The sequence below is a fragment of the Plantactinospora sp. WMMB782 genome, from assembly GCF_049179135.1.
Classification (GTDB): Bacteria; Actinomycetota; Actinomycetes; order Mycobacteriales; family Micromonosporaceae; genus Plantactinospora.
This window is the reverse complement of record NZ_JBMHMC010000007.1, coordinates 3,831,325-3,854,341: the sequence shown is the minus strand read 5'-3', so window position 1 is coordinate 3,854,341 and position 23,017 is coordinate 3,831,325. Positions and strand designations below refer to the sequence as shown.

Annotated in this window: 21 protein-coding genes; 10 read left to right on the top strand and 11 right to left on the bottom strand. The window is 74.6% G+C overall.

Features of this window, described 5'->3' with window-relative positions:
* Positions 1-204 precede the first annotated feature (204 nt).
* From ACN28A_RS19685 to ACN28A_RS19675, 3 genes are all read right to left on the bottom strand, one after another.
* Complete coding sequence (locus ACN28A_RS19685; RefSeq protein ID WP_421396979.1) at positions 205-819, bottom strand: alpha/beta family hydrolase; 615 nt, start codon at positions 817-819, stop codon at positions 205-207.
* Between the two features lie 118 nt (positions 820-937).
* Positions 938-1,342: a WhiB family transcriptional regulator gene (locus tag ACN28A_RS19680; protein ID WP_421396978.1), complete on the bottom strand. Its 405-nt coding sequence runs from the start codon at positions 1,340-1,342 to the stop codon at positions 938-940.
* Positions 1,343-1,542: 200 nt separating this feature from the next.
* A complete protein-coding gene (locus ACN28A_RS19675) occupies positions 1,543-2,265 on the bottom strand; it encodes an SOS response-associated peptidase (RefSeq protein ID WP_421396977.1) in 723 nt (240 codons plus the stop codon).
* Between the two features lie 176 nt (positions 2,266-2,441).
* On the opposite strand from ACN28A_RS19675, the gene aroA reads away from it, so the two are divergent.
* Both aroA and rsgA read left to right on the top strand, forming a co-directional pair.
* Positions 2,442-3,752 (top strand): 3-phosphoshikimate 1-carboxyvinyltransferase, encoded by a 1,311-nt coding sequence (aroA, locus tag ACN28A_RS19670; RefSeq protein WP_421396976.1) that lies wholly within the window; start codon positions 2,442-2,444, stop codon positions 3,750-3,752.
* Positions 3,753-3,921: 169 nt separating this feature from the next.
* Positions 3,922-4,956, top strand: coding sequence for a ribosome small subunit-dependent GTPase A (rsgA, locus tag ACN28A_RS19665; protein ID WP_421396975.1), 1,035 nt, complete (start codon positions 3,922-3,924; stop codon positions 4,954-4,956).
* Positions 4,957-5,035: 79 nt separating this feature from the next.
* On the opposite strand, the gene ACN28A_RS19660 is transcribed toward rsgA, so the two are convergent.
* Positions 5,036-5,659, bottom strand: a complete 624-nt coding sequence (locus ACN28A_RS19660; protein ID WP_421396974.1) for a DUF2087 domain-containing protein — start codon at positions 5,657-5,659, stop codon at positions 5,036-5,038.
* Positions 5,660-5,710: 51 nt separating this feature from the next.
* On the opposite strand from ACN28A_RS19660, the gene hisN reads away from it, so the two are divergent.
* Positions 5,711-6,502, top strand: a complete 792-nt coding sequence (gene hisN / locus ACN28A_RS19655; RefSeq protein WP_421396973.1) for a histidinol-phosphatase — start codon at positions 5,711-5,713, stop codon at positions 6,500-6,502.
* 71 nt (positions 6,503-6,573) lie between these two features.
* The gene (locus tag ACN28A_RS19650; protein WP_421404512.1) at positions 6,574-7,536 is read left to right on the top strand and encodes a hypothetical protein; all 963 of its coding nucleotides are present in this window, start codon (positions 6,574-6,576) and stop codon (positions 7,534-7,536) included.
* 67 nt (positions 7,537-7,603) lie between these two features.
* Here ACN28A_RS19650 and ACN28A_RS19645 read toward each other — a convergent pair whose 3' ends face one another.
* A complete protein-coding gene (locus ACN28A_RS19645) occupies positions 7,604-8,803 on the bottom strand; it encodes a glycosyltransferase (RefSeq protein WP_421396972.1) in 1,200 nt (399 codons plus the stop codon).
* A 344-nt stretch (positions 8,804-9,147) separates the two neighbouring features.
* Between ACN28A_RS19645 and ACN28A_RS19640 the strand changes: the two genes are divergently transcribed.
* The gene (locus ACN28A_RS19640; RefSeq protein ID WP_421396971.1) at positions 9,148-9,717 is read left to right on the top strand and encodes a DUF5709 domain-containing protein; all 570 of its coding nucleotides are present in this window, start codon (positions 9,148-9,150) and stop codon (positions 9,715-9,717) included.
* A 40-nt stretch (positions 9,718-9,757) separates the two neighbouring features.
* Here the strand turns inward: ACN28A_RS19640 and ACN28A_RS19635 are convergent, their stop codons facing one another.
* Positions 9,758-10,390: a response regulator gene (locus ACN28A_RS19635; RefSeq protein ID WP_421404511.1), complete on the bottom strand. Its 633-nt coding sequence runs from the start codon at positions 10,388-10,390 to the stop codon at positions 9,758-9,760.
* Positions 10,391-10,533: 143 nt separating this feature from the next.
* Positions 10,534-11,727, bottom strand: a complete 1,194-nt coding sequence (gene macS / locus ACN28A_RS19630; protein WP_421396970.1) for a MacS family sensor histidine kinase — start codon at positions 11,725-11,727, stop codon at positions 10,534-10,536.
* 132 nt (positions 11,728-11,859) lie between these two features.
* On the opposite strand from macS, the gene ACN28A_RS19625 reads away from it, so the two are divergent.
* Complete coding sequence (locus ACN28A_RS19625; protein ID WP_421396969.1) at positions 11,860-12,327, top strand: ATP-binding protein; 468 nt, start codon at positions 11,860-11,862, stop codon at positions 12,325-12,327.
* A gap of 120 nt (positions 12,328-12,447) precedes the next feature.
* Here the strand turns inward: ACN28A_RS19625 and ACN28A_RS19620 are convergent, their stop codons facing one another.
* From ACN28A_RS19620 to ACN28A_RS19610, 3 genes are all read right to left on the bottom strand, one after another.
* Positions 12,448-12,849 (bottom strand): MmcQ/YjbR family DNA-binding protein, encoded by a 402-nt coding sequence (locus ACN28A_RS19620; protein WP_421396968.1) that lies wholly within the window; start codon positions 12,847-12,849, stop codon positions 12,448-12,450.
* A gap of 37 nt (positions 12,850-12,886) precedes the next feature.
* Complete coding sequence (locus ACN28A_RS19615) at positions 12,887-13,120, bottom strand: hypothetical protein (protein ID WP_421396967.1); 234 nt, start codon at positions 13,118-13,120, stop codon at positions 12,887-12,889.
* A 157-nt stretch (positions 13,121-13,277) separates the two neighbouring features.
* On the bottom strand, positions 13,278-13,844 hold the full coding sequence (locus ACN28A_RS19610) for a hypothetical protein (RefSeq protein WP_421396966.1): 567 nt from the start codon (positions 13,842-13,844) through the stop codon (positions 13,278-13,280).
* A 180-nt stretch (positions 13,845-14,024) separates the two neighbouring features.
* On the opposite strand from ACN28A_RS19610, the gene ACN28A_RS19605 reads away from it, so the two are divergent.
* The 4 genes from ACN28A_RS19605 to ACN28A_RS19590 all read left to right on the top strand — a co-directional run bounded on the left by ACN28A_RS19605 (position 14,025) and on the right by ACN28A_RS19590 (position 22,088).
* The gene (locus tag ACN28A_RS19605) at positions 14,025-18,086 is read left to right on the top strand and encodes a hypothetical protein (protein WP_421396965.1); all 4,062 of its coding nucleotides are present in this window, start codon (positions 14,025-14,027) and stop codon (positions 18,084-18,086) included.
* A 104-nt stretch (positions 18,087-18,190) separates the two neighbouring features.
* Positions 18,191-19,303 carry a ricin-type beta-trefoil lectin domain protein gene (locus tag ACN28A_RS19600; RefSeq protein ID WP_421396964.1) on the top strand — a complete coding sequence of 371 codons (1,113 nt, stop codon included), beginning with the start codon at positions 18,191-18,193 and terminating at the stop codon, positions 19,301-19,303.
* A gap of 113 nt (positions 19,304-19,416) precedes the next feature.
* Positions 19,417-20,613, top strand: coding sequence for a glycosyltransferase family 4 protein (locus ACN28A_RS19595; protein WP_421396963.1), 1,197 nt, complete (start codon positions 19,417-19,419; stop codon positions 20,611-20,613).
* Positions 20,610-22,088 (top strand): glycosyltransferase, encoded by a 1,479-nt coding sequence (locus ACN28A_RS19590; RefSeq protein WP_421396962.1) that lies wholly within the window; start codon positions 20,610-20,612, stop codon positions 22,086-22,088. Before ACN28A_RS19595 ends, ACN28A_RS19590 begins: the two co-directional genes overlap by 4 nt.
* Here ACN28A_RS19590 and ACN28A_RS19585 read toward each other — a convergent pair.
* Positions 22,069-22,899 carry a phosphoribosylaminoimidazolesuccinocarboxamide synthase gene (locus tag ACN28A_RS19585; RefSeq protein ID WP_421396961.1) on the bottom strand — a complete coding sequence of 277 codons (831 nt, stop codon included), beginning with the start codon at positions 22,897-22,899 and terminating at the stop codon, positions 22,069-22,071. The genes ACN28A_RS19590 and ACN28A_RS19585 overlap by 20 nt on opposite strands.
* Between the last annotated feature and the right edge of the window lie 118 nt (positions 22,900-23,017).

Sequence of the window (23,017 nt, the reverse complement as noted above, 5' to 3'; positions counted from 1 at the left end):
CTGGGAGGATGAAACCGGGCGCCACGTCCGATTCGCGCATCTCGGTGGCGTCCGGCATCAGTTGGAGCAACGATCACCCTGCTGCGACAGAAACGGCCGGGCCGGCCCGGCCTCGGCCCAGCGTTCCGGTGCGCCTCGGCACAGCGTTCCGGCGCACCTCGGCCCAGCGTCCCCGCCCGGCTCGGTGAGCCCGAGCACGGCCGGTCAGTCCGCCCAGCCATGCTCGCGGAGCCAGTCGAGCACCAGCTCGGCCGTGCCCGCCGGGTCGACGCGCAGGTCGTGCCGCTCGCCGGGCCGCACCTCGACCCGGACACCGGGCCCCGGTGCCGGTACCCCGAACGGGTCCCGATCACCGTTGAGCACCAGGGTCGGCAGCCCGGTACGCAGCTCCGCCGCCCGGGACCGCTCCGGCCGGCCCGGCGGATACAGCGGGAACGCGAGCGCCACCACCCCGGAAGCGCCCACGGTGCCGGCGGTCCGGCAGGCGACCCGGGCACCGCTGGACCGGCCGCCGACGACGAGCGTGCGGGTCGAGGGCCACCGGTCCAGCAGTGCGGTGACGACCGCCACCCACGCCTCGTCGAGCTGCCCGGCCGGAGCGGGCGCCCGCCGCCCGGCCACCCGGTACGGCTGGGTGACCCTGGCCACCGCGACCCCGGCCGCGACCGCCACCCCGCGCAGCGCCACCAGGTCCGGTGCGTCCACGCTGCCGCCCGCACCGTGGCCGAGCACCAGCAGGGTCGTCGAATCGGAGCCCGGCAGGTCGACGTCCACCCGGGCCGGGCCGCGTGGAGTGTCGATCTCGTTCCCGTGCCGCACGGCGCAACTGTATGGCAACGCCGGTCGGCCGAGCCCGGATCACCGGCCCTACCGTCCAGCTGACCCGCCGTGACCGTGACCCGCCGTGACCGTGAAGATCCGGTACGCCGGTGGACGGTCAGCGGCGGCTCGAACTGAGCGGTACGAGGGTCAGCAGGCGGTCCCGGACCGGTGGCCCGGCGTCGCCGACCGCGTCCGGATCGTGCTCCACCTGGTCCCGCCAGGCGACCAACATCGCCCGGCGTTCACGCGGTGTGGTCGCCCCCCAGACACCGTGGCAGTCGCCCACCTCCAGGGCCCAGGCGAGGCAGGGGCCCTGCACGTCACAGGTCCGGCACAGCGCGACGGCCGAATCGGCCGGCTCGCTCGGCGCCGGGAAGAACGTTTCCGGGTCCACGCTCTGGCACACCCCCCGGGTACGCCAGGCATCGTCCAGGCTCCGCTCGCTCAGAGCCCGAAGCAGTCTCGGGTCTCGTCGCGCCGCGGCAACCTCGTGCGGGCGTGGCATCCGCGCCCGTGTCATTCACCCACCTCCCCCGTGGGACCGACGAAGATCGGTGAGTGCCGCTCGCCCGGTGCGAGCCGACACCCACTGTCGGCGCTGTGTTCTATCGCACCAACACGATGCGTGACAAGTGCTCTCAGCAAAGGTGTGGAAAAGTCCCGTCGACGTTTCACCCCGAACGGTGGCAAATCGGTGCAGGCAAATGCGCGGTTCCGCGTTCAGAACAGCGTCGTCGCCATCGGCCCTTCTGGTAACGCTCCCAGCGGCGCGGCGGGGACCCGGGCGACGAGTTCCGGGCCGTCGTTGCGGACGTCGCCGACGGCCCTGCCGACCGGCCGGATCTCGATCTCGGCCAGCCATTTCCCGTCCGGCGGCGCGAGCAGCACGGCCGGATCGTCGTCGCCGTCCAGCCAGTCGGCCCAGCGATCCCGGGGCAGCAGCAGCGGCATCCGGTCGTGCACCAGGGCCAGCTCGCCGAGCGCGGCCGTGGTGACCACACTCGTGGTGAGCAGCGGTTCGGCGGCGCCGTGCCAACGCGACCAGAGGCCGGCGAAGGCGAGCACCCCACCGTCGCGCGGAGTCATGAAGTACGCCTGCTTGCCGCCGTCCCGGCGGACCCACTCGTACCAGCCGTCGGCCGGGACGAGGCAGCGGCGCCGGGCGAACGACTGCGCGTACGCCCGGGTGGTGGCGACCGTCTCCGCGCGGGCGTTGATCATGCGGGCCGCACCCCGGGCGTCCTTCGCCCAGTGCGGCAACAACCCCCAGCGGGCCACCGAGAGGACCGGAGGGTCCGAGTCGGCGTCGCGCCGCACGACCGGTACCGGATCGGTCGGCGCCACGTTGTAGTCGGCGGCGAGCCGGCCACCGGTTTCGTCGAACGCCTCGAAGAGGGCGCTCAGATCGGCCGCGCTCCGGGTGGTGGCGTACCTGCCGCACATGGGAGCAACGCTAGCGCCTCCGGCGCCGGCCGGCCGTCCCGTACTCCGGCCCCGGCGGCCCGTCGCGCCCGGCGAACCCGGTCACGCCGGTGCTTCCGGCCCGATCGGTCGTCCCGCCAGGCGGGAGGGGCCGGAACCCGGATCCGGTCCGACCGGCGAGGGGGCAGGATGTACGGGTGCCGAACCTGACGGCGGTCCGCCCGCTCGAACCCTGGACCGCGCCGACCGCGACCGACCCGGTCGCCTCGACGCTGCGACTGCCCGGCTCCAAGTCGCTGACCGCCCGCGCACTGGTGCTCGGCGCGGTGGCCGACGGCCCCTCCACACTGCGCCACCCGCTGCGCGCCCGGGACACCGAGCTGATGGCCGCCGGGCTGCGCGCCATGGGCGCAGACGTCTCCACAGTGGACGACGAGCGCTGGCTGGTCCGGCCGCACCCGTTCCGCGGCCCGGCGCACGTCGACGTGGGACTTTCCGGCACGGTCATGCGATTCGTGCCGCCGGTCGCCGGGCTGGCCGAGGGGCCGGTCACCTTCGACGGCGACCCGCACACCCGGACCCGTCCGCTCGGCCCGCTGGTCGAGGCGCTGCGCTCCATCGGGATGGGCATCGACACCACCGAGGGCGCCAGCCTGCCGCTGACGGTGCGCGGCGCCGGGCGGGTGGCCGGCGGCGAGGTGGTGATCGACGCCTCGGCCTCCAGCCAGTTCGTCTCCGGGCTGCTGCTCGGCGCCGCCCGGTTCGAGCGCGGGATCGTGGTCCGGCACGTCGGGCCGCCGGTGCCGTCCGCGCCGCACCTGCGGATGACCGTGCAGATGCTCCGGGCCGCCGGTGCCGCCGTCGACGACGCCGACCGGGACGTCTGGACGGTCGAGCCGGGTCGGCTCTCCGGGCGTGACTGGGACATCGAACCGGACCTCTCCGGCGCGGTGCCGTTCTTCGCCGCCGCCCTTGTCACCGGCGGCGGCATCACCCTGCTCGGCTGGCCGGGCAGCAGCCTGCAACCGGTCGACACGCTGCGGGACCTGCTCTCCCGGATGGGCGGCGAGGTGACGCTGGGCAGCGACGGCCTGACGGTGCGCGGCACCGGGACGATCCACGGGCTGGACGCCGACCTCTCCGACGTCAGCGAGTTCACACCGGTGCTGGCCGCCCTCGCCGTACTCGCCGACTCGCCGTCCCGGCTGCGCGGGGTGGGGCACATCCGGGGGCACGAAACCGACCGGCTGGCCGCGCTGGCCCGGGAGCTGAACGGGCTCGGCGGCGAGGTCACCGACACCGCCGACGGGCTGGAGATCCGGCCCCGACCGCTGCGTGGCGGCACCTTCCGGACCTACGCCGACCACCGGATGGCGCACGCGGCGGCGGTGATCGGACTCACCGTGCCGGGGATCGAGCTGGACGACGTGGCGTGTACCTCGAAGACAATGCCCGAGTTCCCGGCACTATGGTCGACGATGGTGACCGGCGGCGACGGGCGGCGATAGCCGGGAGGCGGCACGTTCCCGCGCCGGTCGCCGCCGATTCGACGCCGACGACGGAACGGGGGCGGAACTGGCCGGCAAGCGGCGGGAGTACGACGAGGACGACGTACGGGTCCGGCCCGGGCGCTCGTCCCGTCCGCGTACCCGCACCCGGCCCCGGCACTCCGACGCGGTGGACGGATTCGTGGTCGCCGTGGACCGGGGCCGCTACACCTGCGTCACCGGCGACGACCCGGCGGGCGGCCGGGGTGACCGGTCCGGCCCGGGGAAAGGTGCGGGGGCCGGCGTCGAGGCGGCCGGGGGCGCGGGGACGGTGACCGCGATGCGGGCCCGGGAGCTGGGCCGCAAGTCGGTGGTCGTCGGCGACCGGGTGGCCCTGGTCGGGGACACCTCCGGCACGGCCGGTGCGCTGGCCCGGATCGTCCGGATCGCCGAGCGGACCTCGGTGCTGCGGCGGACCGCCGACGACGACGAGAGCACCGCCGAGGGGCGGCTCGAACGGGTGGTGGTGGCCAACGCCGACCAGCTCGTGATCGTCAGCTCCCTGGCCGACCCGCCGCCCCGGACCGGGTTCATCGACCGTTGCCTGGTGGCGGCGTACGACGCCGACATCGAGCCGCTGCTCTGCCTGACCAAGTCCGACCTGGCCACCCCCGAGGGGGTGCTCGGCTACTACGCGGAACTGGACCTGCCGCACGTACTCGTCGGACCCGACTCCGACCTCGACGAGCTGCGCGGGCTGCTCGCCGAGCGCCTGTCGGTGCTGGTCGGGCACTCCGGGGTGGGCAAGTCGACGCTCGTCAACCGGCTGGTGCCGGAGGCGGACCGGGCGGTCGGCACGGTCAGCGCGATCGGCCGGGGCCGGCACACCTCCACCAGCGCGGTCGCGCTGCGCCTGCCGTCGCTGCCCGGGCCGGCCGGGTCGAAGCCGACCGGGCGGGGCGGCCGGCGCACCCCGCACCCCGGCTGGATCGTCGACACCCCGGGGGTACGCAGCTTCGGCCTGGCACACGTCTCCGCCGCAAGCCTGCTGCACGGCTTCCCCGACCTGGTGCAGGGGACCGTGGAGTGCCCGCCGAACTGCGAGCACACCCCGGACGAGGCGGACTGTGCGCTGGACGCCTGGGTGGCGGCCGGCAACGCCGACCCGCGCCGGCTGGCGTCGTACCGCCGGCTGCTGGCCTCCCGGGCCGGCGAGATCGAGTAGGCCGCGCCGGGGCGATCGGCTAGGCCGCGCCGGGGCGATCGGGTGGCCACCCGCCCAGGGCGATCGGGTGGCCGGAACGCTAGCCGGGAAGGCCGTCGGGGTCGCTGGCGGTCGGGCCGGGATCGATGTCGACCGGGCCGCCGCTGCGCCAGTAGACGCCGTCCCGGCGGGTCAGCAGCACCTCGTCGACGAGATGGCGGCGCAGTGCGGCGTAGTCGTCGTGCCAGGCCCGGAGCAGGGCGTTCACCTCCCGCTCGGAGTAGCGCACCCCGGGGACGAAGGTCGTCACGACGTGCTCCAGCAGCAGCCGGCGCTTGCCCTGCGCGGCCGGCAACCGGGTGATCCGGCCGTCCCGGACGAAGGACCGGAGCACCGCCGCGGTGGCCCGGTCCGGGTCCAGCTCCGCGTCGGGCACGGCCGGGGTGGGCGGATGGGCGCGGACCACCTCCTTGAACGCGCCGATCAGCGCGACCGTGCGGCCGTCCACCGTCTCGACCAGGCCGCCGGACTCCAGCCGGCGCAGTGCGGCGTGCACGGTCCGGGCGGGTAGCCCGGTCCGCTCCGCCACCTCGGCCGGACCGCCCGCGCCGAGCACCACGGCGGCGAAGGCGGCCAGCCGGTCCGGCTCGGCGAGCAGGCCGACAAGCACTTCGGGAGAGAGGTCTACTTCGGGAGAGACGTCGGAAATCGGTTCGGTGGCCACGGCGCGGGATGCTAACGCACCCGGCTCGACCGGATCGAGTAGGTTTCCGCCATGGCCCGGTACGCGGACGACCTGTCCCTGGCGCACATGCTCGCCGACACCGCCGACTCGATCTCGATGGCCCGGTTCCGGGCCCTGGACCTGCACGTCGAGGCGAAACCGGATCTGACCCCGGTGACCGACGCGGACACCGCGGTGGAGAAGGCGCTCCGGGCCACCCTGGCCCGCACCCGCCCCCGGGACGGCGTGCTCGGCGAGGAGTACGGCGCCTCCGGCCCGGCTGCCGGCGCCGGCAGCCGGCAGTGGGTGATCGACCCGATCGACGGGACGAAGAACTTCGTCCGGGGCGTACCCATCTGGGCCACCCTGATCTCGCTGATGGAGGGCGACATCCCGGTCGTCGGGCTGGTCTCCGCACCGGCCCTGGGCCGCCGCTGGTGGGCGGCGACCGGCCTCGGGGCGTACGCCGGCCGGCACCAGGCCGCGGCCACCCCGATCCGGGTCTCCGGGGTCGGCCGGCTCGCCGACGCCAGCTTCTGCTACTCGTCGCTGAACGGGTGGGAGGAGACCGGCCGGCTCGATCCGGTGCTGGACATCATCCGGAAGGTGTGGCGGAGCCGGGCGTACGGCGACTTCTACGGCTACATGCTGCTCGCCGAGGGTGCGGTCGACGCGATGGTCGAGCCGGAGCTGTCGCTGTGGGACCTGGCCGCGCTGATCCCGATCGTGACCGAGGCCGGTGGCACCTTCACCGACCTGCACGGACGTCCCGGCCCGGGTGGCGGGAGCGCGGTCGCCAGCAACGGGAAACTGCACCAGGATCTGCTCGACCGGCTCGGCTAGCCGGCCGAGCGAAGCGGCGCGGCAGCCTCTATCCTCGCCAGGTGTCTACCGGCTGGTGCTTCCTCGCGGCCATGATCGCCGCCTATGGCGTGGCCAACCTGCTCCAGTCGGTGGCCGCGACCCGGACGACCCTGCACCACACCTTCGACCCCGGGCTGCTGCTGCGGCTGGCCGGGCACCGCAGCTATCTGGTCGGGCTGACCTGCCAGATGCTCGGCTTCGTCCTCGCCTTCATGGCCCGGCGGGACCTGCCGCTCTTCCTGGTCCAGGCGAGCGTGGCGGCCGGGCTGGGCGTGACCGCCGTACTCGGGGTGCTGGTGCTCAAGTGGCGGCTGCCGGCGGCCGAGGTGGTGCTGCTGGTGCTGCTGCTGGTCGGGATCACCGCGCTGGTGCTGGCCGCGAAACCGGCGCCGTCCCGGCAGCTCGGGACCGCCGGGGTGGTCGGGCTGGTCGTCGCGCTCGGCGTGATCGGCGCGCTCGGTTTTCCCGCCGTACGCCTGCACGGCGTACCAGGCTCGGTGGCCCTCGGCGCGCTGGCCGGGCTGGCGTTCTCGGCCGCCGCGGTGGCCGCCCGCCCGCTCGCCTCGGTGCACTCGTTCGAGGCCTTCCTCCGGGACCCGCTGCTCTACCTGCTGATCGTCCACTCGATCGTCGGTCAGCTGCTGCTCGGCCTGGCGATGCAGCGCGGCTCGACCACCGCCGCGGTGGCCGCGATGGACGCCGCCGGGGCGGTGCCGGCGGCGATCGTCGGGTTGCTGCTGCTCGGCGACCGGATCTGGCCGGGCCGGGAGTGGCTGGCCGCGGTCGGCTTCCTGATCACCCTGGCCGCGGTGCTCGGCCTGACCCGGTACGCCGAGCCGCAGCACCAGCACACCCTGCTGCCCAGCCAGCGTGAACTGCCGGACCGGCGCGGCCGGGAACGGGGCTCGGGTTCCCGGGCGGCCCTGCCGGCACGCCCCGCGGCGGGACTGTCCCGGTCGCCCGCACCCGGCCGGCGCCGGTCCACCTCCGTCGCGCCGCTCCCCCGCCGCTGAGCGCCGGACGCGAACTGCGCGCCGGACGGGACTGGACGGACGTGTCGGTTCGGTCGGTTCGGTGGGGTCAGCTCGGGGCGGGCTGGCGGCGGCGTACCACGCGCTCGTACAACCGCTCCAGCGCGCCGGCCGTACGGTCCCAGGTATAGCTGCACCGCACCCGGTCCACCGCCGCGTGCCCGTACGCGAACCGCTCCGCGTCGGCGGCGAGCAGCCGGCGCAGGGTCACCCCGAGGCCGCGTACGTCGCCGGGCGGGACGAGCCGGCCGGTGACCTCGTCGACCACGGTGTCCACGATGCCGCCCATCGAGTAGCCGACCACCGGCACCCCGCAGGCCATCGCCTCCAGCGGGATTCGGCCGGCGGAGGCGTACCGGGGGGTGCAGGCCACCACGTCCGCCGAGCGGTACCAGGCGGGCATCTGGTCGTGTGGCACCGTGCCGACCAGCCGGACCTGGTCGGCGACCCCGCTGGCCTCGGCGATCTCCCGCAGCCGGCGGGCCTCGGCGTGGTTGTTCAGGCCGTCGGCGGACGGACCGCCGGCGATGACCAGCTCGACGTCCCCGACCAGCCGCATCGCCCGGATCAGGTCCTCCTGCCCGTGTCCGGGCTCCAGCCCGCCGGCGGCCAGGATGCGCGGCCGCCGGTCCCGGGGCACCGCCTCGCCCTCCGGAGCGAAGAGTTCGGTGTCCACGCCCGCCGGGACCACCACCACCGAGGCGCGCTGCAACCCCATCCGGGTCAGCTCGTCGACCTCGTCGGTGCAGCCGGCCACCGCCATGTCGACCGCCCGGGTCAGCGCCAGCTCCAGCGGGATCCGCTCACCCGGCCCGCGGTACGCCTGGCCGAGGTGGCGCTGCTGCTCGACGCCGAGGGAGTGGAAGGTCTGCACGACCGGGATGACCGTCTCCCGGACGGCGCTCGCCGCCGCCAGCCCGCCGACCCAGAAGTGCCCGTGCACCACCTCCGGCGCCCACTCCCCGGCCCAGCGGTCGGTGAGCCAGCGACCGAGTTCCGGCACGTACGGCACCAGTTCGGCGGTGGCGGCCCGCCGGGACGGCCCGACCGGCACCCGTTCCACCCGGTACCCGCCGATCTCGGTGGTCGGTGGCGCGTCCGGGTCGTCGAGCCGCTCGTACACGCGTACGTCGTGGCCCCGTTCGGCCAGCTCCACTGCCACCCGGGCAACGTGTTGGTGCGTGCCGGCGAACTGACGGCGACGCTCCTGCGGCGGGCCGGCGTGTGCGCAGACGAGGCCAACGCGCATGGGTCACCTCCAGCGACGGCTACGGCAGGCTAGGGCCGTTCGATCAGAGGCTCCCATTAACCGCGACGGGCCGAGCGGAAACCTGGCAAACCGGCCCCGTCGACCCGAGCGGCCCGCCCACCGGACGCGTCGACGCCCCGGGTGGCGGGAAGTCACCGCCCGCGCCGTCGCGGTCCTTCCCGTTCCGCCGCCGGCTAATCCCGCGCCGGCGGGCTTCCGGCGGCGCACCGGCGGAGCGCCGTCCGGGCCCGCCCGGCCGCGGCGCCGGCCGGCGGTCCACCGGCGGAGCGGCTGGTCCGCCTTCGCCCGGTTACGGGTACCCGGGGAGCGGGTAGTGGTCCGTCATGCGCGATGACGAGTTTCCGACGCCCGTGTCCGACCCGGAGGCGGAGGGTCTGCCCGACACCGCCGACGACGACTCGACGGCCCGTGACGACGTCGAGACCGGTCGGGAGGCGGACGGCCGGAATCCCGCCGCACTCCCCACCGACCGAGCGCCCCTCGGGGTGGACCGGTACGGCAACACCGCCGAGGAGCAGGCCGACGGTGAGCCGCTGGACTACAAGCTCGCCCAGGAGCGGCCCGACACCCCGGTCGAGGAGCCGCTCGCCGGCCCGGCCGACGAGGCGATCTCCGGCGAGGCGGACAGCGAGGAGGCGGCGGCCGAGGCACAGCTCGACGCGGACGTGCTGGACCCGGGTCCGACCTCCGACCCGAACTCCCCGGTGTCGATCTACGACCACGGCAACCTCGGCGACGCGCCCGGCGGCGGGCCGGTCGGCCGGCTGGTGGAGCCGGACGAGGGGGTCCGCGACGACGACGAGACCGACTCGGTCGCCTTCGACCGGGGCGCCGCGGGCGGCGGTGCCAGCGCCGAGGAGTTGGCGATCAACGAGACCCAGCCACCGCCGTGATCCCGGCCGCCCGGCTCTCGTCCGCTCAGCCGCCGGCTGCTCAGCCGTCGAGCCCCTGCTCGATGGCGTAGCGGGTGAGTTCCACCCGGTTGTGCAGTTGCAGCTTGCCGAGCGTGTTCTGCACGTGGTTCTGCACCGTACGGTGGGACAGCCCGAGCCGGCCGGCGATCTGCTTGTAGGACATCCCCTTGGCGACCAGCCGGAGCACCTCGGTCTCCCGGTCGGTGAGTCGGGGCAGCGAGTCACCGGGGGGTGCCGGCGCGGCCGCGATCCGCCGGTACTCCCCGAGCACCAGCCCGGCCAGCCCCGGGGTGAAGACCGCGTCGCCGGCGGCGGTACGCCGCACCGCGTCCAGGAACTCCGCCGGCCCGGCCGACTTGAGCAGGTAGCCGGTGGCCCCGGCCTTGACCGCGTCCAGCACGTCCTGCTGTTCCCCACTGGCCGAGAGCATCAGTACCCGCACCCCGGGCAGTTCGGCGAGCAGCGCCCGGAGCACCTCCACGCCGGAGACGTCCGGCAGTTGCAGGTCCAGTACCACGACGTCGGGCCGGGTCGCCGGGGCCACCCGGATCGCCTGCCGCCCCTCGCCGGTGGTGGCGACGATCTGGTAGCCGGCCTCGGTGAGGTCGCGGGCCACCCCTTCCCTCCACATCGGATGGTCGTCGACCACCATCACCCGGACTTCCGGCACGCCCTCGTCGGTCACACCGGCGAGCCTAGACGAGCCCGGCCGCGCTCCGGTCGAGCCCGTGCCGAGCAACCGGGCAAGCCTGGAACGGCACCCGGCTCTCCGCCTCCCGGCGGGCCCGCGTCGGGTCAGCGGTCCGCACGCTGCCCGGGCACGGACGGGCCACGGGGTACCCGGAGTTCCACTTCGGTCCCCTCGCCCGGGGCAGAGCTGATCCGGACCGTGCCGCCAAGGTCGGCGATCCGGCCCTCGATCGACTGGACCACGCCGAGCCGCCCCTGACCGGCCGCCTCGGTCAGCCGCCCCGGCGGGATTCCCGGCCCGTCGTCGCGGACCGAGACGGTGACCGCGTCCGGATCGTCCTCGACCAGCACCCAGCCCCGTCCGCCGCCGTGCCGGGCCACGTTGTCCAGCGCCGCACCGACGGCCGCCGCGACCTCACCGGCGACCCCGGCGGGCAGCGGCACCGAGGTCGCCGGAGCGGCGATCGAGACGGTCGGCGAGGCGTACCCGGCGAGCAGCGAGCGCAGGTCCACCTCCTGCCGGTCCAACCCGTCCGGTGCCCGGCTGGCGATCAGCGACCGCAGCGCCGCCTCCTGTTCACCGGCGAGCCGGGCCAGTTCGCCGGCCTCGCCGTCGAGGTGCGCGCCCCGGCGCTGCACCAGGGCCAGCACCTGGAGGACCGAGTCGTGGATCCCCCGGGCCAGCCGCTCCCGTTCCCGGGTCGCCGCCTCCAGCTCGACCGCCCGCTGCAACCGCTCCTCGGCGATCACGGCGAGCCGGACGACGTGCCCGACGGCGATCCCGGCCAGCAGCATCAGCGCGGCGCCGGTGAGCGACGCCTGGGCGAACCGCTCCCGGGCCACCAGGTCGGTGACGCCGATGACAAGCGCCGCCACCACACCACGCCGCCGCCCGCCGGAGACCGCCCAGGCGAGCACCGGCCCGGCCAGCCAGGCGACGCTGGGCGGGGGCACCCCGTCGTTCATCACCTCCCGGCCGACCACCCGGGGGGCGGCGACCACCACCGCCAGCACCACGGCCAGGTCGGCCAGGAGCAGCGGCCAGCGCCGCCAGGTTGGATCGGCGTACGCGTACGCGCTGAGCACGGTCCAGCCGGTCATCGCGAGCAGGAGTACCGCACCCGACACCGGATGTGTGTAGTCGCCCAGGTTGCGTACCGCCAGCACGGCGACGTACGCCAGGGCGGCGAACCGGTAGACGGCGATGGACCGCCACAGCGGCGCCTGGAGGCTGCCCGGCGGGTCACGGCGGCGCCCGCCCGGCGCGTCGCTCGACGAGTCCGGCACGGCACCGACCATCGCACAACCGCCCTCGGCGGGACGACCCGTGCACCCGTCCTTCCGACCCCGGTGGCCCGGATGCGCAGCTACATACCCTGACGTAGGGTGGGAAAGCCACGAAAGGACTCGACGAGCAGCAGTGGGACGGCCATGAGCGACACAGATCCCCTCTCGCCCACGGCTGTCGCCTCCGACAAGTCACCGCCGCTGCTCGCCGAGACCTTCGACGGTGACCGGGTGACCGAGATCCGGCACACCGTGACGGCGTGCGCCGGCCAAGCCGGTCTCGACGGGGCGCGGCTGGACGACTTCGTGCTCGCGGTCAACGAGCTGATCACGAATGCGGTACGACACGGCGGCGGGCAGGGCTGGCTGCGCCTCTGGCGTACCGGTGAAATTCTCTACTGCCTCGTCTCCGACACCGGTGCCGGCATCCGGACCGAACGGCTCGACGACCGGCGGCGGCCGGCCCCGGAGATCGCCGGCGGCTGGGGGCTCTGGCTGGCCCGACAGCTCAGCGACGAGATGCTGGTGCGCAGCGGTCCGGAGGGCACCACCGTGCGGATCAGCGCCAGCCTGACCGACGGCGGCGCCGGTGCCGGTCACTCCGGCACCTGACGACGGCACTCCCACTCCCCGGCGCGGCAGAGCCGGCTCGGCGCGACCTCGTCAACCGGCCCGACACGACTACGTCAACCGGCCCTACGCGATCACGCCAACCGGCCCGACACGACCTCGTCAACCGGCTCGGCGGGCGTCGAGCACGGCGACCCTGCGTGACCCGGCCGTCCGGCGGTAGCTGGCGTCCAGCAGCTCGCCGACCTCGTCCCAGTCGGTGTCGTCGGTGAGGTCCACCCCGACCCAGCCGTAGGCACCGAGGTACATCGGCAGGTAGCAGTGCGCCTCGGTGAGCAGCGCCACGCGTTCGTCGGGCTCGACCAGGACGAGCAGCGACCGGTCGTGCCGCCGGTAGCCGCCGTCGACCTTCACCGATCCGCCGTAGTAGCCGAAGACCTTTGTGGTGTAGAAGGTGGGACGCCCGTGCGAGACCTTCTCGGCCGCGTCCGGGAAGGCCAGCGCGAGCGACCGTACCCGGTGCAGCAGTGGATCGGACTCGTCGAACATGACCGGATGTCCCATCTCCGCAGCTAAGCACACGTCGCCGGTTGACGGCCGGCTACTCCTGGTCGAGGGCGGCCACCAGGGCTCCGGCCAGCTGTTCGATGCAGTCGATGGTCTGGGTCGTGGCCGCCGCGTCGATCGGACGCTTCTTCGGGGCGTTGTCGGGGTCCTCGTCGTACTCGTGCGCGATCTTGTTGCGTCGACGGACGATCTCCCGTAGCTGTTGCTGCACCTCGGTGCCGGAGATCTTGACACCGTCGCCGGCCTGCTCGCTGCTCGCGGTGCACACGAGCGAGCTGGAGTGGACGCGGCTCGTGGGCGCACAGGCGGGGCAGCTCGACAGTCGACGCACCGCGTTACCCGCCCCGGCACGACCGGAGGCGCCGCTCCCAGTTCCGGGAGCGGCGCCCTCGCCGACGACGGGCCGTCGGCGCCGTGTCGACGACTCAGGTGACGCAGAGGATGCCCAGGTCGTCGACCCAGGTTCCCTTCTGCACGCCGTTGGCGCCAATCAGCGAGACCCGGACCAGGATGTCCGTGGGGCCGTGGTTCCACGAGGTGGAGACGAAGGTGTACGGTGCGTCGCCGCTGAGCACCACCGTCTTCAACGCCACGTACGTGAAACTGACCGGCTCGATGATCTCGAAGTTGATCTGCTGGGTGGCCAGTACCGGGTTGACCCAGATGCCCGCCGTGCAGCTCGTGGTCGCCGGCAGGAAGACCCGCCGGCCGACCGAGGAGAACCCGGCGCTGCGCATCGAGAGGAACCCGTCCTTGACCCCGTTGTGGGTCTGCAACGAGCTGATCCCGCCGGTGCCGTCACCGGTGTGGGTGAAGCTCCAGTTCGCCGCCTGGTTGCCCTCGAAGCCGTCCTGCACCGTGATGATCGCGGCGCTGGCCGGCGAGGCCGTACCGGCGAGCAGGGCCACGGTCAGTCCGAGCAGGACCGCCGCCGCCCGGAGCGAACGGAGCGAACGGAGCCGGAGCGGGCTGTGGAGGAAAGTGGAACGCATTTCTGACCACCTCGTGATCTGGCTGGTGAGGCGCCTGTCGCACCCCTGTTGAGGAGATGTCTAGTCGGCGACTTGTTGTCCGGCTTCGGGCCGCCGACCCGGACAATCAACTCCGGACAGTCGCCGGACCGACCACGACGAGTGATCAACGGCCGGGCCGGCGAACGACAGGCGAGAGCGATGGCGAGGGCAGAGGTGCCGCGACCAGAGGGCGTACTGGGGCCCGGGACCCCACAGGTGCGGGAGTTCGCGGCCGGGCTGCGCCTGCTGCGGGAGAAGGCCGGCAGCCCCGGCTACCGGGAGCTGGCCCGCCGGGCGCACTTCTCCGCGACGACCCTCTCCGAGGCGGCCGGCGGGCGGCGGCTGCCGACCCTGGCCGTCACCCTGGCGTACGTCCGTGCGTGCGGCGGCGACCCGGACGAGTGGGCGGACCGGTGGCGCCGGATCGCCCGGGACGAGCCGCCGACCCCGTCCCCGGCACACCCCGACGACACCCCCTACCAGGGCCTGCTGGCGTACGGACCGGAGCGGGCGGAGTGGTTCTTCGGCCGCGAGGAGGTCGTCGACGACCTGCGGCAGCGGCTCGCCGACCGCCGGTTCGTGGCCTTGTTCGGCGCCTCCGGCAGCGGAAAGTCCTCGGTGCTCCGGGCCGGTCTGGTGCCCGCCGTCACGAGCCGGCCGGAACACCCGCCGGTGCTGGTGCTGACCCCGGGCGCCGATCCGCTCGGCGAGCTGGCGGTGCAGCTCGCCCGGCTGCTCCGGATCCCGGCCGGCGCGGTACACGCGGACCTGGTCACCGCCCCGGACCGGCTGCACCTGGCGGTCCGGCAGGTGCTTGCCGACGCCCCGGACGAGGCCGACCTGTGGCTGGTGGTGGACCAGTTCGAGGAGATCTTCACGCTCTGCCGGGACGCCGAGGCACGCACCGGCTTCGTGGCGGCGCTGTTGGCCGCCGTCGCCGCACCGGGAAGCCGGCTGCGGGTGGTGCTCGGGGTACGCGCCGACTTCTACGGGTACTGCACCGAGCTGCCCGAGCTGGTGGCGGCGCTGGCCGACGCGCAGGTACTTGTCGGGCCGATGACCGCCGCCCAGGTCCGGGACGCGGTGGTGCGACCGGCCGAGCGGGCCGGTGCGATGGTCGAGGGTGCCCTGGTCTCCACGATCGTGGCCCAGGTCGCCGGTCGGGCCGGTGCGCTGCCGGTCGCCTCGCACGTGCTGCTGGAGGCGTGGCGGCGGCGCCGGGGCAGCGCGGTGACGCTTGCCGGTTACCAGGCGGCCGGCGGGATCGACGGCGCGGTGGCGCAGACCGCCGAGCGGATCTGGCAGGAGTTCGACGCCGGGCAGCGCCGGGCGGCCCGGCACGTACTGCTGCGGATGGTGGAGATCGGCAGCGTGGACGAGTCGACGGCCGCCCTGGACCGGGCCGGGTTGCCGACCGCCCGCCGGGTGGACCGGGCCGAACTCGCCGAGGCGGACGCGCTGACCTCGGGCGTACTGGAACGGCTTGCCGCCGCCCGACTGGTCACCCTGGACGACCGCTCGGTGCGGCTGGCCCACGAGGCGCTGCTGGACGCCTGGCCCCGGCTGCGCCGCTGGCTGGAGGAGGACCTCGACGGGGTACGCGTGCACCGGCAGCTCACCCAGGCCGCGGCGGGCTGGCGCTCGCTCGACCACGATCCGGGCGGGCTCTACCGGGGGCTGGCGCTGTCCCGGGCGCAGGCGTGGGCGCAGGCGCACCCGGAGAGTCTGACCAGCCTGGAGCGGGATTTCCTGGACGCCAGTCGCCGGGCCGAGGACCGCTGGGCGGCCGGGCGGCGGCGCCGTCGCCGGCTGCTCGGGGCAGCGTTGGCGGCGGTCGTCTCGGTGGTGACCGTGCTGGCCTCGGTGGCGGTGGTGCAGGCCCGGCAGGCGCGGGGGCAGCGGGATCTCGCCGTACACCGGCAACTGGTCGCGGCGGCCCGGGCCCAGATGTCCCGCGACCCGCAGTTGGCCTTCCTGCTGGCCCGGCGGGCCTTCGATATGCGGCCGGACGCCGAGGCCGAGGCGGTGTTGCGGCAGGCGACACTGCACTGGCGCGGTGTCGACGTGCGGCAGGTCTTCACCGCGCCGGTCAAGCAGGCCGCGCTGACCCCGGACGGCCGGTACGCGGTCGCCGCCGGGGAGCGGAAGTCGGTGCAGCTCTGGCAGCCGGCCGCCCCCGACCGGCCGCCGGTGACGCTGGCCCGGCCCGGCCCGGAGGTGCTGACCGCCCTGGAGATCAGCCCGGACGGCCGGTGGGTCGCCGCGGCCGGCGACACCGACTCGGTGCGGCTCTGGGACACCACCGACCCCGGCCGGGCACCGCTGCTGCTTCCCGGGCACCGCGGGCCGGTCCGCGACGTCGCGTTCAGCCCGGACGGCCGACGGCTGGCCACCGGGGACGCGGCCGGGGTGGTCCGGATCTGGGACCTGGCCGGCCCACCCCGGGGCCGCCCGCTCCCGGCGGGCAGTCCGCCACCCGCCGGCAGCCCGCCACCCGCCGGCAGCCCGCCACCGGCGGGCAGTCCATCACCCGCAGGCAGTCCATCACCGGCTGGCAGTCCATCACCGGCTGGCAGTCCGCCACCGGCTGGCCAGCCGTTTCCCACCGTCCGCGCGCTGCCGGCGGCGCGTGGTGCCGTGCACTCGCTGGCCTGGTCGCCGGAGGGCCGGCGGCTGGCCGCCGCCACCACCGACGACCCGGCGAGGATCTGGCCGGTGGCCGAGCCGGGTCGGGCGCCGACCCTGCTCGCCGACTCCACCGGTACCGCCGACGCGCTGCTGTTCAGCCCGGACGGTGCGCGGATCGTCGGCGCCGACAACGCCAGCACCGAGGACGGCGGCGTGCTGCGGATCTGGCCGACCGGCGGCAGCGGCCAGCCGACGGTACTCGGCCGGCTGCGAAGTGCCTTTCCGGCCGTGTTCAGCCCGGACGGGCGGCGGCTGGTCACCAAGAACGCCTACGGCGTGATCACCGTCTGGGACCCGACCGGCGCCTTCGACCCGCTGCCGCTGCGCGGGCACGCCGGCACGGTCTGCGCGGTCGCGCTGACCCCGGACGGCCGGCTGCTCAGCATCGGCCAGGACGGCACGGTCCGGCGCTGGGACGTCGACGGCCCGTTCGACCCGGTGGTCGCGCGGCCACACCAGGGTCTGGTGCACGCCGCCCGGTTCAGCCCGGACGGCCGGCACCTGGCCAGCGCCGGCATCTTCGACGGTACGGTCCGGATCTGGCCGGTTCCCGAGCGGACCGGACTCGCCCGTGCCACCGGTGCCGCCACCCCGGTCGCCGGTACCACCGCCCCGGTCGTGCTTCCCGGGCACGCCGGGATGACCATGGACGTCGCCTTCGCACCCGACGGGCGGCGGCTGGCCAGCCTCGACGCGGCCGGCACGGTCCGGCTCTGGGACTGGCCGACCGGTCGGCGGCTCGGCTCCTTCGAGGCCGGCCCGGCGACCCGGGTCGGGTTCGGACCGGACGGCCGACGGCTGCTTACCAGCGGCAGCGGCGGCGTCCGGCTCTGGGACCGGCTCGACAATCGGCCGGTCGCCGTCGAGCTTGCACCGACCGGTTCGGGCGCGGCGTTCAGCCCGGACGGCTCCCGGGTGGCGACCGGTGCCGAGGACGGTGGCGTACGGGTCCGGGACGTCACCGCCGGGCAGAGTCGACGAGCCGACGGGACCGACGGCAGTCGGGCGGACCCGCCCGGGGACGACGGCGCGGGAGACGCGGTCGCCACTCTGGACGGCGGTGCCGATCCGGTCAGTTCGGTCTCGTTCAGCCCGGACGGTCATTCGGTGGCCGGGTTGAGCCGGGACAGCACCATCCGGGTCTGGTCGGTACGCGGCGGTCCCGCCCGGGTGGTCCTGCCCTCGGCCGGTCAGGGCGCCGCGACCACCCGGCTCGCCTACACGCCGGACGGACGGCACCTGTCGATCCTCGGTGGCGGTGAGGAACTCGTCGGCATCCAGCTCTGGGCCGCCGGCGGCGCGACCGAACCGGTGACCGTGCGCACCCTGGGCCCCGGACCGCTCGGCTTCGCGTTCGCTCCGGACGGCGAGCGGGTCGCCACCGTGCACTCCGACGGCTCGGTACGGGTCTGGCGCTGTGACGTCTGCGGTTCGGTCCGGCTCCTGCTGGCCACCGCCGCCACCCGGGTCACCCGGCCGTTCAGTCCGGAAGAACGGCGTACCTTCCTGCTCGACGGCGGGCGTCGGGGCTGAACTGACCGGTTCGCGCCCGGGGTTGACTGATCGTTGTGACCAGGATCAGAATTCATCCATCCAGATCATTGTTAGCGCTAACATGACACTCGGGGAGCAGCCGAATGCGCACGAGGGTGAGATGGTTCGCGGCAATCGCCGCACTGGGCATCGTGGCCGCCGGTGTGGCGGTACGACCGGACGCGGCCAGCGCCGAGTCCAACGGCGGGGTACGGGTGATGCCACTCGGCGACTCCATCACCGAGGGCACCCAGATACCGGGCGGATACCGCATCGGTCTCTGGCAGCGCCTGGTCAACGGCAGGTACACGGTGGACTTCGTCGGCTCCCAGTTCAACGGGCCGGCCAGTCTCGGCGACCACGACCACCAGGGACATCCCGGTTGGCGGATCGACCAGATCGACGCGAACGTGGTCGGCTGGCTGAACACACAGCGGCCACGGAGCGTCCTGCTGCACATCGGCACCAACGACATCCTGCAGAACTACAACGTCGGCACCGCCCCGAACCGGCTCTCCGCGCTCATCGACCGGATCACCGGCACCGCCCCCGAGGCGGACGTGTTCGTCGCGCAGATCATCACACTCTCGAACAGCAACCAGGCCGCGGCGGCACGCACCTTCAACGCCGCGATCCCCGGCATCGTGCAGAGCAAGAGAGACGCCGGCAAACGGGTGCACCTGGTCAACATGAACAGCGCCCTGACCACCGCCGACCTGATCGACGGCGTCCATCCGACCGCCGGCGGCTACGACAAGATGGCCGCGGTCTGGTACAGCGCGCTCCAGTCGGTGGCCGGCAGCATCGGCTCCCCCGGCACCGGCACCCCGACCGCTGGCGCGATCGTCGGCGCCGCCTCCGGCCGGTGCGTCGACGTCCCCGGTTACAGCACCACCAACAGCACCCAGGTGCAGCTCTGGGACTGCCACGGTGGCACCAACCAGCAGTGGAACCACACCTCGGGGCGGCAGCTCACCGTCTACGGCAACAAGTGCCTCGACGCCGAGGGTCGCGGCACCACCGCCGGCACCCGGGTCACCATCTACGACTGCCACGGCGGGACGAACCAGCAGTGGAACGTCAACCCCGACGGCACCATCACCGGCGTACAGTCCGGGCTCTGCCTGGACGCCGACGGCCGGGGTACCGCAAACGGCACGAGGATCGTCCTCTGGACCTGCACGGGCCAGGCCAACCAGCAGTGGAGCCGCCGGTGACCGGACCCGACCGGACAGCGGAGCCGACGCGCTCCTCGCTTCGTCGCTGACAGTTCGCCGGCAGGTCATGACGGCGTGACCTGGACGGTGGGGACCTGCACGACGGTGGGCGCATGCGGATCGCGATCGTCACGGAGTCCTTTCCGCCGGACGTCAACGGGGTGGCGAACTCGGTCGTACGGGTCGCCGAGCACCTGGTACGGCGCGGTCACCGGCCCCTGGTGATCGCCCCGCAACCGGCGCCCGGCACCCGGTACGCCACCGACGCGCTGCCCTACCCGGTGGTACGCCTGCCCTCGGTGCCGATGCCCGGGTACCCGCAGTTCCGGCTCGGACTGCCGGGGCGGGAGCTGGCGGCGGCGCTACGCGGCCACGACGCCGACCTGGTGCACCTGGCCAGCCCCTTCGTGCTCGGCGCCCGGGGCGTCGCGGCGGCCCGGGCGCTGGGACTGCCCTCGGTGGCGGTCTACCAGACCGACGTCGCCGCCTACGCGCGGGCGTACCGGGTGCGGCTGACCGAGGCGGCGGCGTGGCGCTGGCTGCGCCGGGTGCACAACGCGGCGAACCGCACCCTGGCCCCGTCCAGCGCCACCGCCGCCGCCCTGGCCGATCACGGCATCGGGCGGATCCGGCTCTGGCAGCGCGGGGTGGACAGCGAGCGGTTCCGGCCGGAGCAGCGCAGCGCCGCGCTGCGTCGGGTCCTCGCCCCCGGCGGCGAGGTGCTGGTCGGCTACGTGGGCCGGCTGGCGGTGGAGAAGCGGGTGGAGCTGCTGGCCGGGGCGAGCACCCTGCCCGGGGTCCGGGTGGTGGTGGTCGGCGACGGCCCGGCCGCCCCGGCGCTGCGCCGGGCACTGCCGCACGCGCTGTTCCTCGGTGCCCGGCACGGCCGGCAGCTGGCCCGGATCTACGCCAGCCTCGACGTCTTCGCGCACACCGGGCCGTACGAGACGTTCGGCCAGACGGTGCAGGAGGCGATGGCCAGCGGGGTGCCCGTGGTCGCGCCGGCCGCCGGTGGGCCGCTGGACCTGGTGCGGGAGGGCCGGACCGGTCACCTCGTGCCACCGGACGCCCCGGAGGCGTTCACCGCTGCGGTCGCCGGGTTGGCCGCCGACCCGCGACGCCGGGCGGAGTACGGCCGGGCGGGGCGGGCGGCGGTGCGCGGGCGGACCTGGGCGGCGGTCGGCGACGAGCTGCTCGGACACTATTCGGCGGTGCTCGCCGAGGCCCCGGCGGTGCCCGCTGTCCGGCCGGGCCGGCTGTTCCGGCTGCGGCAGGCGGCCAGTTCCGCCGTGGACGGCAGGGCCGCATGAGGATCGTGCGGCTGGCCAACTTCATCACGGAAAGTTCGGGTGGGCTGCGTACCGCACTGCGCCAACTCGGCGCCGGGTACGCCGCCGCCGGGCACGAGCCGGTGCTGGTGATGCCCGGCCGGCACGACAGCGACGAGTGGACCGAGCAGGGCCGGGTGATCACGCTCGCCAGTCCGGCCGTACCGGGGATGGGCGGTTACCGGGTGATCGTCGACCGGGTACGCCTGGCCCGGCTGCTGCGCCAACTGCGCCCCGACCGGCTGGAGATCTCCGACCGGACCACGCTGCGCTGGACCGGCGCCTGGGCCCGCCGGCACGGCGTGCCGAGCATGATGGTGTCGCACGAGAGCCTCGACGGCCTGCTCCGGCTGCTCCCCGGCGGCCACGCCCGGCTGGCTGCCGGCAGCCCGGCTCCGCTGATCAACGCCGAACGGACCCGGTTCAGCGGCGGAAAGGCTCGGCTGACCAACGCCGAACGGACCCGGTTCAGCGACCTGGAGGGTCGGCTGGTCAACAGCGGGCAGGCCCGGCCGGTCACCGAGGGGCAGCACCGGCCGGTCACCGACGACGGGGTGCGTCGGGTGGCCGACCGGCTCAACAGGCGCACCGTCGCCGGGCACGACCGGATCGTCTGCACCACCGCGTGGGCGGCGGCGGAGTTCCGGCGGATCGGCGCCGGCAACCTGACCCAGGTACCGCTCGGCGTCGACCTCGACCACTTCCGGCCGGACCGGTACGACCCCCGGCTGCGCGCCGGCCACGCCGGACCCGACGAACTACTCCTGTTGCACTGCGGTCGGCTCTCGCCGGAGAAGCGCCCCGAGCGCTCCCTCGCCGCGCTGGCCGGGCTGCGGGACCGGGGCGTACCGGCGGTGCTGGTGGTGGTCGGCGACGGGCCGCGCCGGGACCGGCTGCGTGCGGCAGCCGCCCGGTACGACCTGCCGGTCCGGTTCCTCCGGCACGTCGCCGACCGGGACCTGCTGGCCCGGCTGCTCGCCACCGCCGACGTGGTGCTGGCACCGGGGCCGGTGGAGACGTTCGGCCTGGCCGCGCTGGAGGCGCTGGCCAGTGGCACCCCGGTGGTGGCGAGCGACCAGAGCGCCCTGCCGGAGGTGCTCGGTCCGGCCGGGCTGGCCGCGCCGGGCGAGGGACCGGGCTACACCGATGCCGTGCTGGAGCTGGTCGGCCGGCCGGCGCCGGAACGCCGGGCGGCGGCCCGCCGCCAGGCCGAGCGCTTCCCGTGGTCGACGGCGGTGGCCGGCTTCCTGGCCGCGCACGACCTACCGGTAAGCGCCCAGCTCCCGACGGCCGCCACGGCCACCGCCACTGCCACGGCCACCGCCACTGCCACTGCGACCGCCACTGCCGTCACCACGACTACGGCCACTGCCACGGCCGCCGCGAGGGCCGGGGGCACGGCCGCCGCGAGGGCCGGGGGCACGGCCGCGCCGTCGGCTACCAGTGCCGGCCGGTGAGCTGCTCGTACACCTCGACGTAGCGGGTCCGGGCCACCTCGACGACCTCGGGCGGCATCTCCGGGGCCGGGCCGGTCCTGTCCCAGCCGGTGCCGACCGCCCAGTCCCGGACGAACTGCTTGCTCAGGTTGAGCTGCTCCCGGCCGGGCTGGTAGGAGTCGGCCGGCCAGAACCGGGACGAGTCGGAGGTCAGCAACTCGTCACCGAGCACCATCGTGCCGTCCGGCGCCCAGCCGAACTCGAGTTTGGTGTCGGCGACCAGGATGCCGCGGTCGGCGGCGAGTTCGGCGCCGCGCCGGTAGACGGCCAGGGTGGTCTCGCGCAGCCGCTCGGCGGTCTCGGCACCGACCTTCGCCACCACGTCGGCGAAGGTGATCGCCTCGTCGTGCTCGCCCTGCGGCGCCTTGGTGGTCGGCGTGAAGATCGGCTCGGGCAGGATCGACGCCTCCACCAGCCCGGTCGGCAGCGACACGCCGCAGACCGCACCGGTCCGCTCGTACTCCTTGATTCCGGATCCGGTGAGGTAGCCACGCGCGATGCACTCGACCGGGATCATGTCCAGCCGGCGTACCCGGATCGCCCGGCCGGCCCACTCGGACGGCACGTCGGTGGCCGAGACGACGTGGTTCGGCACCAGGTCGGCGAGCTGCTCGAACCACCAGAGCGAGAGTGCGGTGAGCAGTTTGCCCTTGTCCGGGATCGGGGTCGGCAGCGCCACGTCGTAGACCGAGACCCGGTCCGAGGCGACCAGGACCAGGTCGTCGCCGTCGGCGTAGACGTCCCGGACCTTGCCCGAATGCAGCAGTTCCACGTGCCCAAGTACATCACGGTGGCCGGATCGGGCCCGGTCCGGCCCGAGCCGCCGGCCCGGCGGACGCGTCCGGCCGACCGGACGGGGCCGGGCCGCGACGCAGCGGCTTCCGGGTCCC

Excerpts from the sequence above, each read along its gene's own strand:
- ACN28A_RS19645 (WP_421396972.1), bottom strand. The coding sequence starts at position 8,803 with ATGCGCGTTGGCCTCGTCTGCGCACACGCCGGCCCGCCGCAGGAGCGT.
- ACN28A_RS19625 (WP_421396969.1), top strand. The coding sequence starts at position 11,860 with ATGAGCGACACAGATCCCCTCTCGCCCACGGCTGTCGCCTCCGACAAG.
- ACN28A_RS19640 (WP_421396971.1), top strand. The coding sequence starts at position 9,148 with ATGCGCGATGACGAGTTTCCGACGCCCGTGTCCGACCCGGAGGCGGAG.
- ACN28A_RS19610 (WP_421396966.1), bottom strand. The coding sequence starts at position 13,844 with ATGCGTTCCACTTTCCTCCACAGCCCGCTCCGGCTCCGTTCGCTCCGT.
- ACN28A_RS19605 (WP_421396965.1), top strand. The coding sequence starts at position 14,025 with ATGGCGAGGGCAGAGGTGCCGCGACCAGAGGGCGTACTGGGGCCCGGG.
- ACN28A_RS19595 (WP_421396963.1), top strand. The coding sequence starts at position 19,417 with ATGCGGATCGCGATCGTCACGGAGTCCTTTCCGCCGGACGTCAACGGG.
- ACN28A_RS19635 (WP_421404511.1), bottom strand. The coding sequence starts at position 10,390 with ATGGTGGTCGACGACCATCCGATGTGGAGGGAAGGGGTGGCCCGCGAC.
- ACN28A_RS19620 (WP_421396968.1), bottom strand. The coding sequence starts at position 12,849 with ATGGGACATCCGGTCATGTTCGACGAGTCCGATCCACTGCTGCACCGG.
- ACN28A_RS19600 (WP_421396964.1), top strand. The coding sequence starts at position 18,191 with ATGCGCACGAGGGTGAGATGGTTCGCGGCAATCGCCGCACTGGGCATC.
- ACN28A_RS19590 (WP_421396962.1), top strand. The coding sequence starts at position 20,610 with ATGAGGATCGTGCGGCTGGCCAACTTCATCACGGAAAGTTCGGGTGGG.
- hisN (WP_421396973.1), top strand. The coding sequence starts at position 5,711 with ATGGCCCGGTACGCGGACGACCTGTCCCTGGCGCACATGCTCGCCGAC.
- macS (WP_421396970.1), bottom strand. The coding sequence starts at position 11,727 with ATGGTCGGTGCCGTGCCGGACTCGTCGAGCGACGCGCCGGGCGGGCGC.
- ACN28A_RS19680 (WP_421396978.1), bottom strand. The coding sequence starts at position 1,342 with ATGACACGGGCGCGGATGCCACGCCCGCACGAGGTTGCCGCGGCGCGA.
- ACN28A_RS19675 (WP_421396977.1), bottom strand. The coding sequence starts at position 2,265 with ATGTGCGGCAGGTACGCCACCACCCGGAGCGCGGCCGATCTGAGCGCC.
- ACN28A_RS19650 (WP_421404512.1), top strand. The coding sequence starts at position 6,574 with ATGATCGCCGCCTATGGCGTGGCCAACCTGCTCCAGTCGGTGGCCGCG.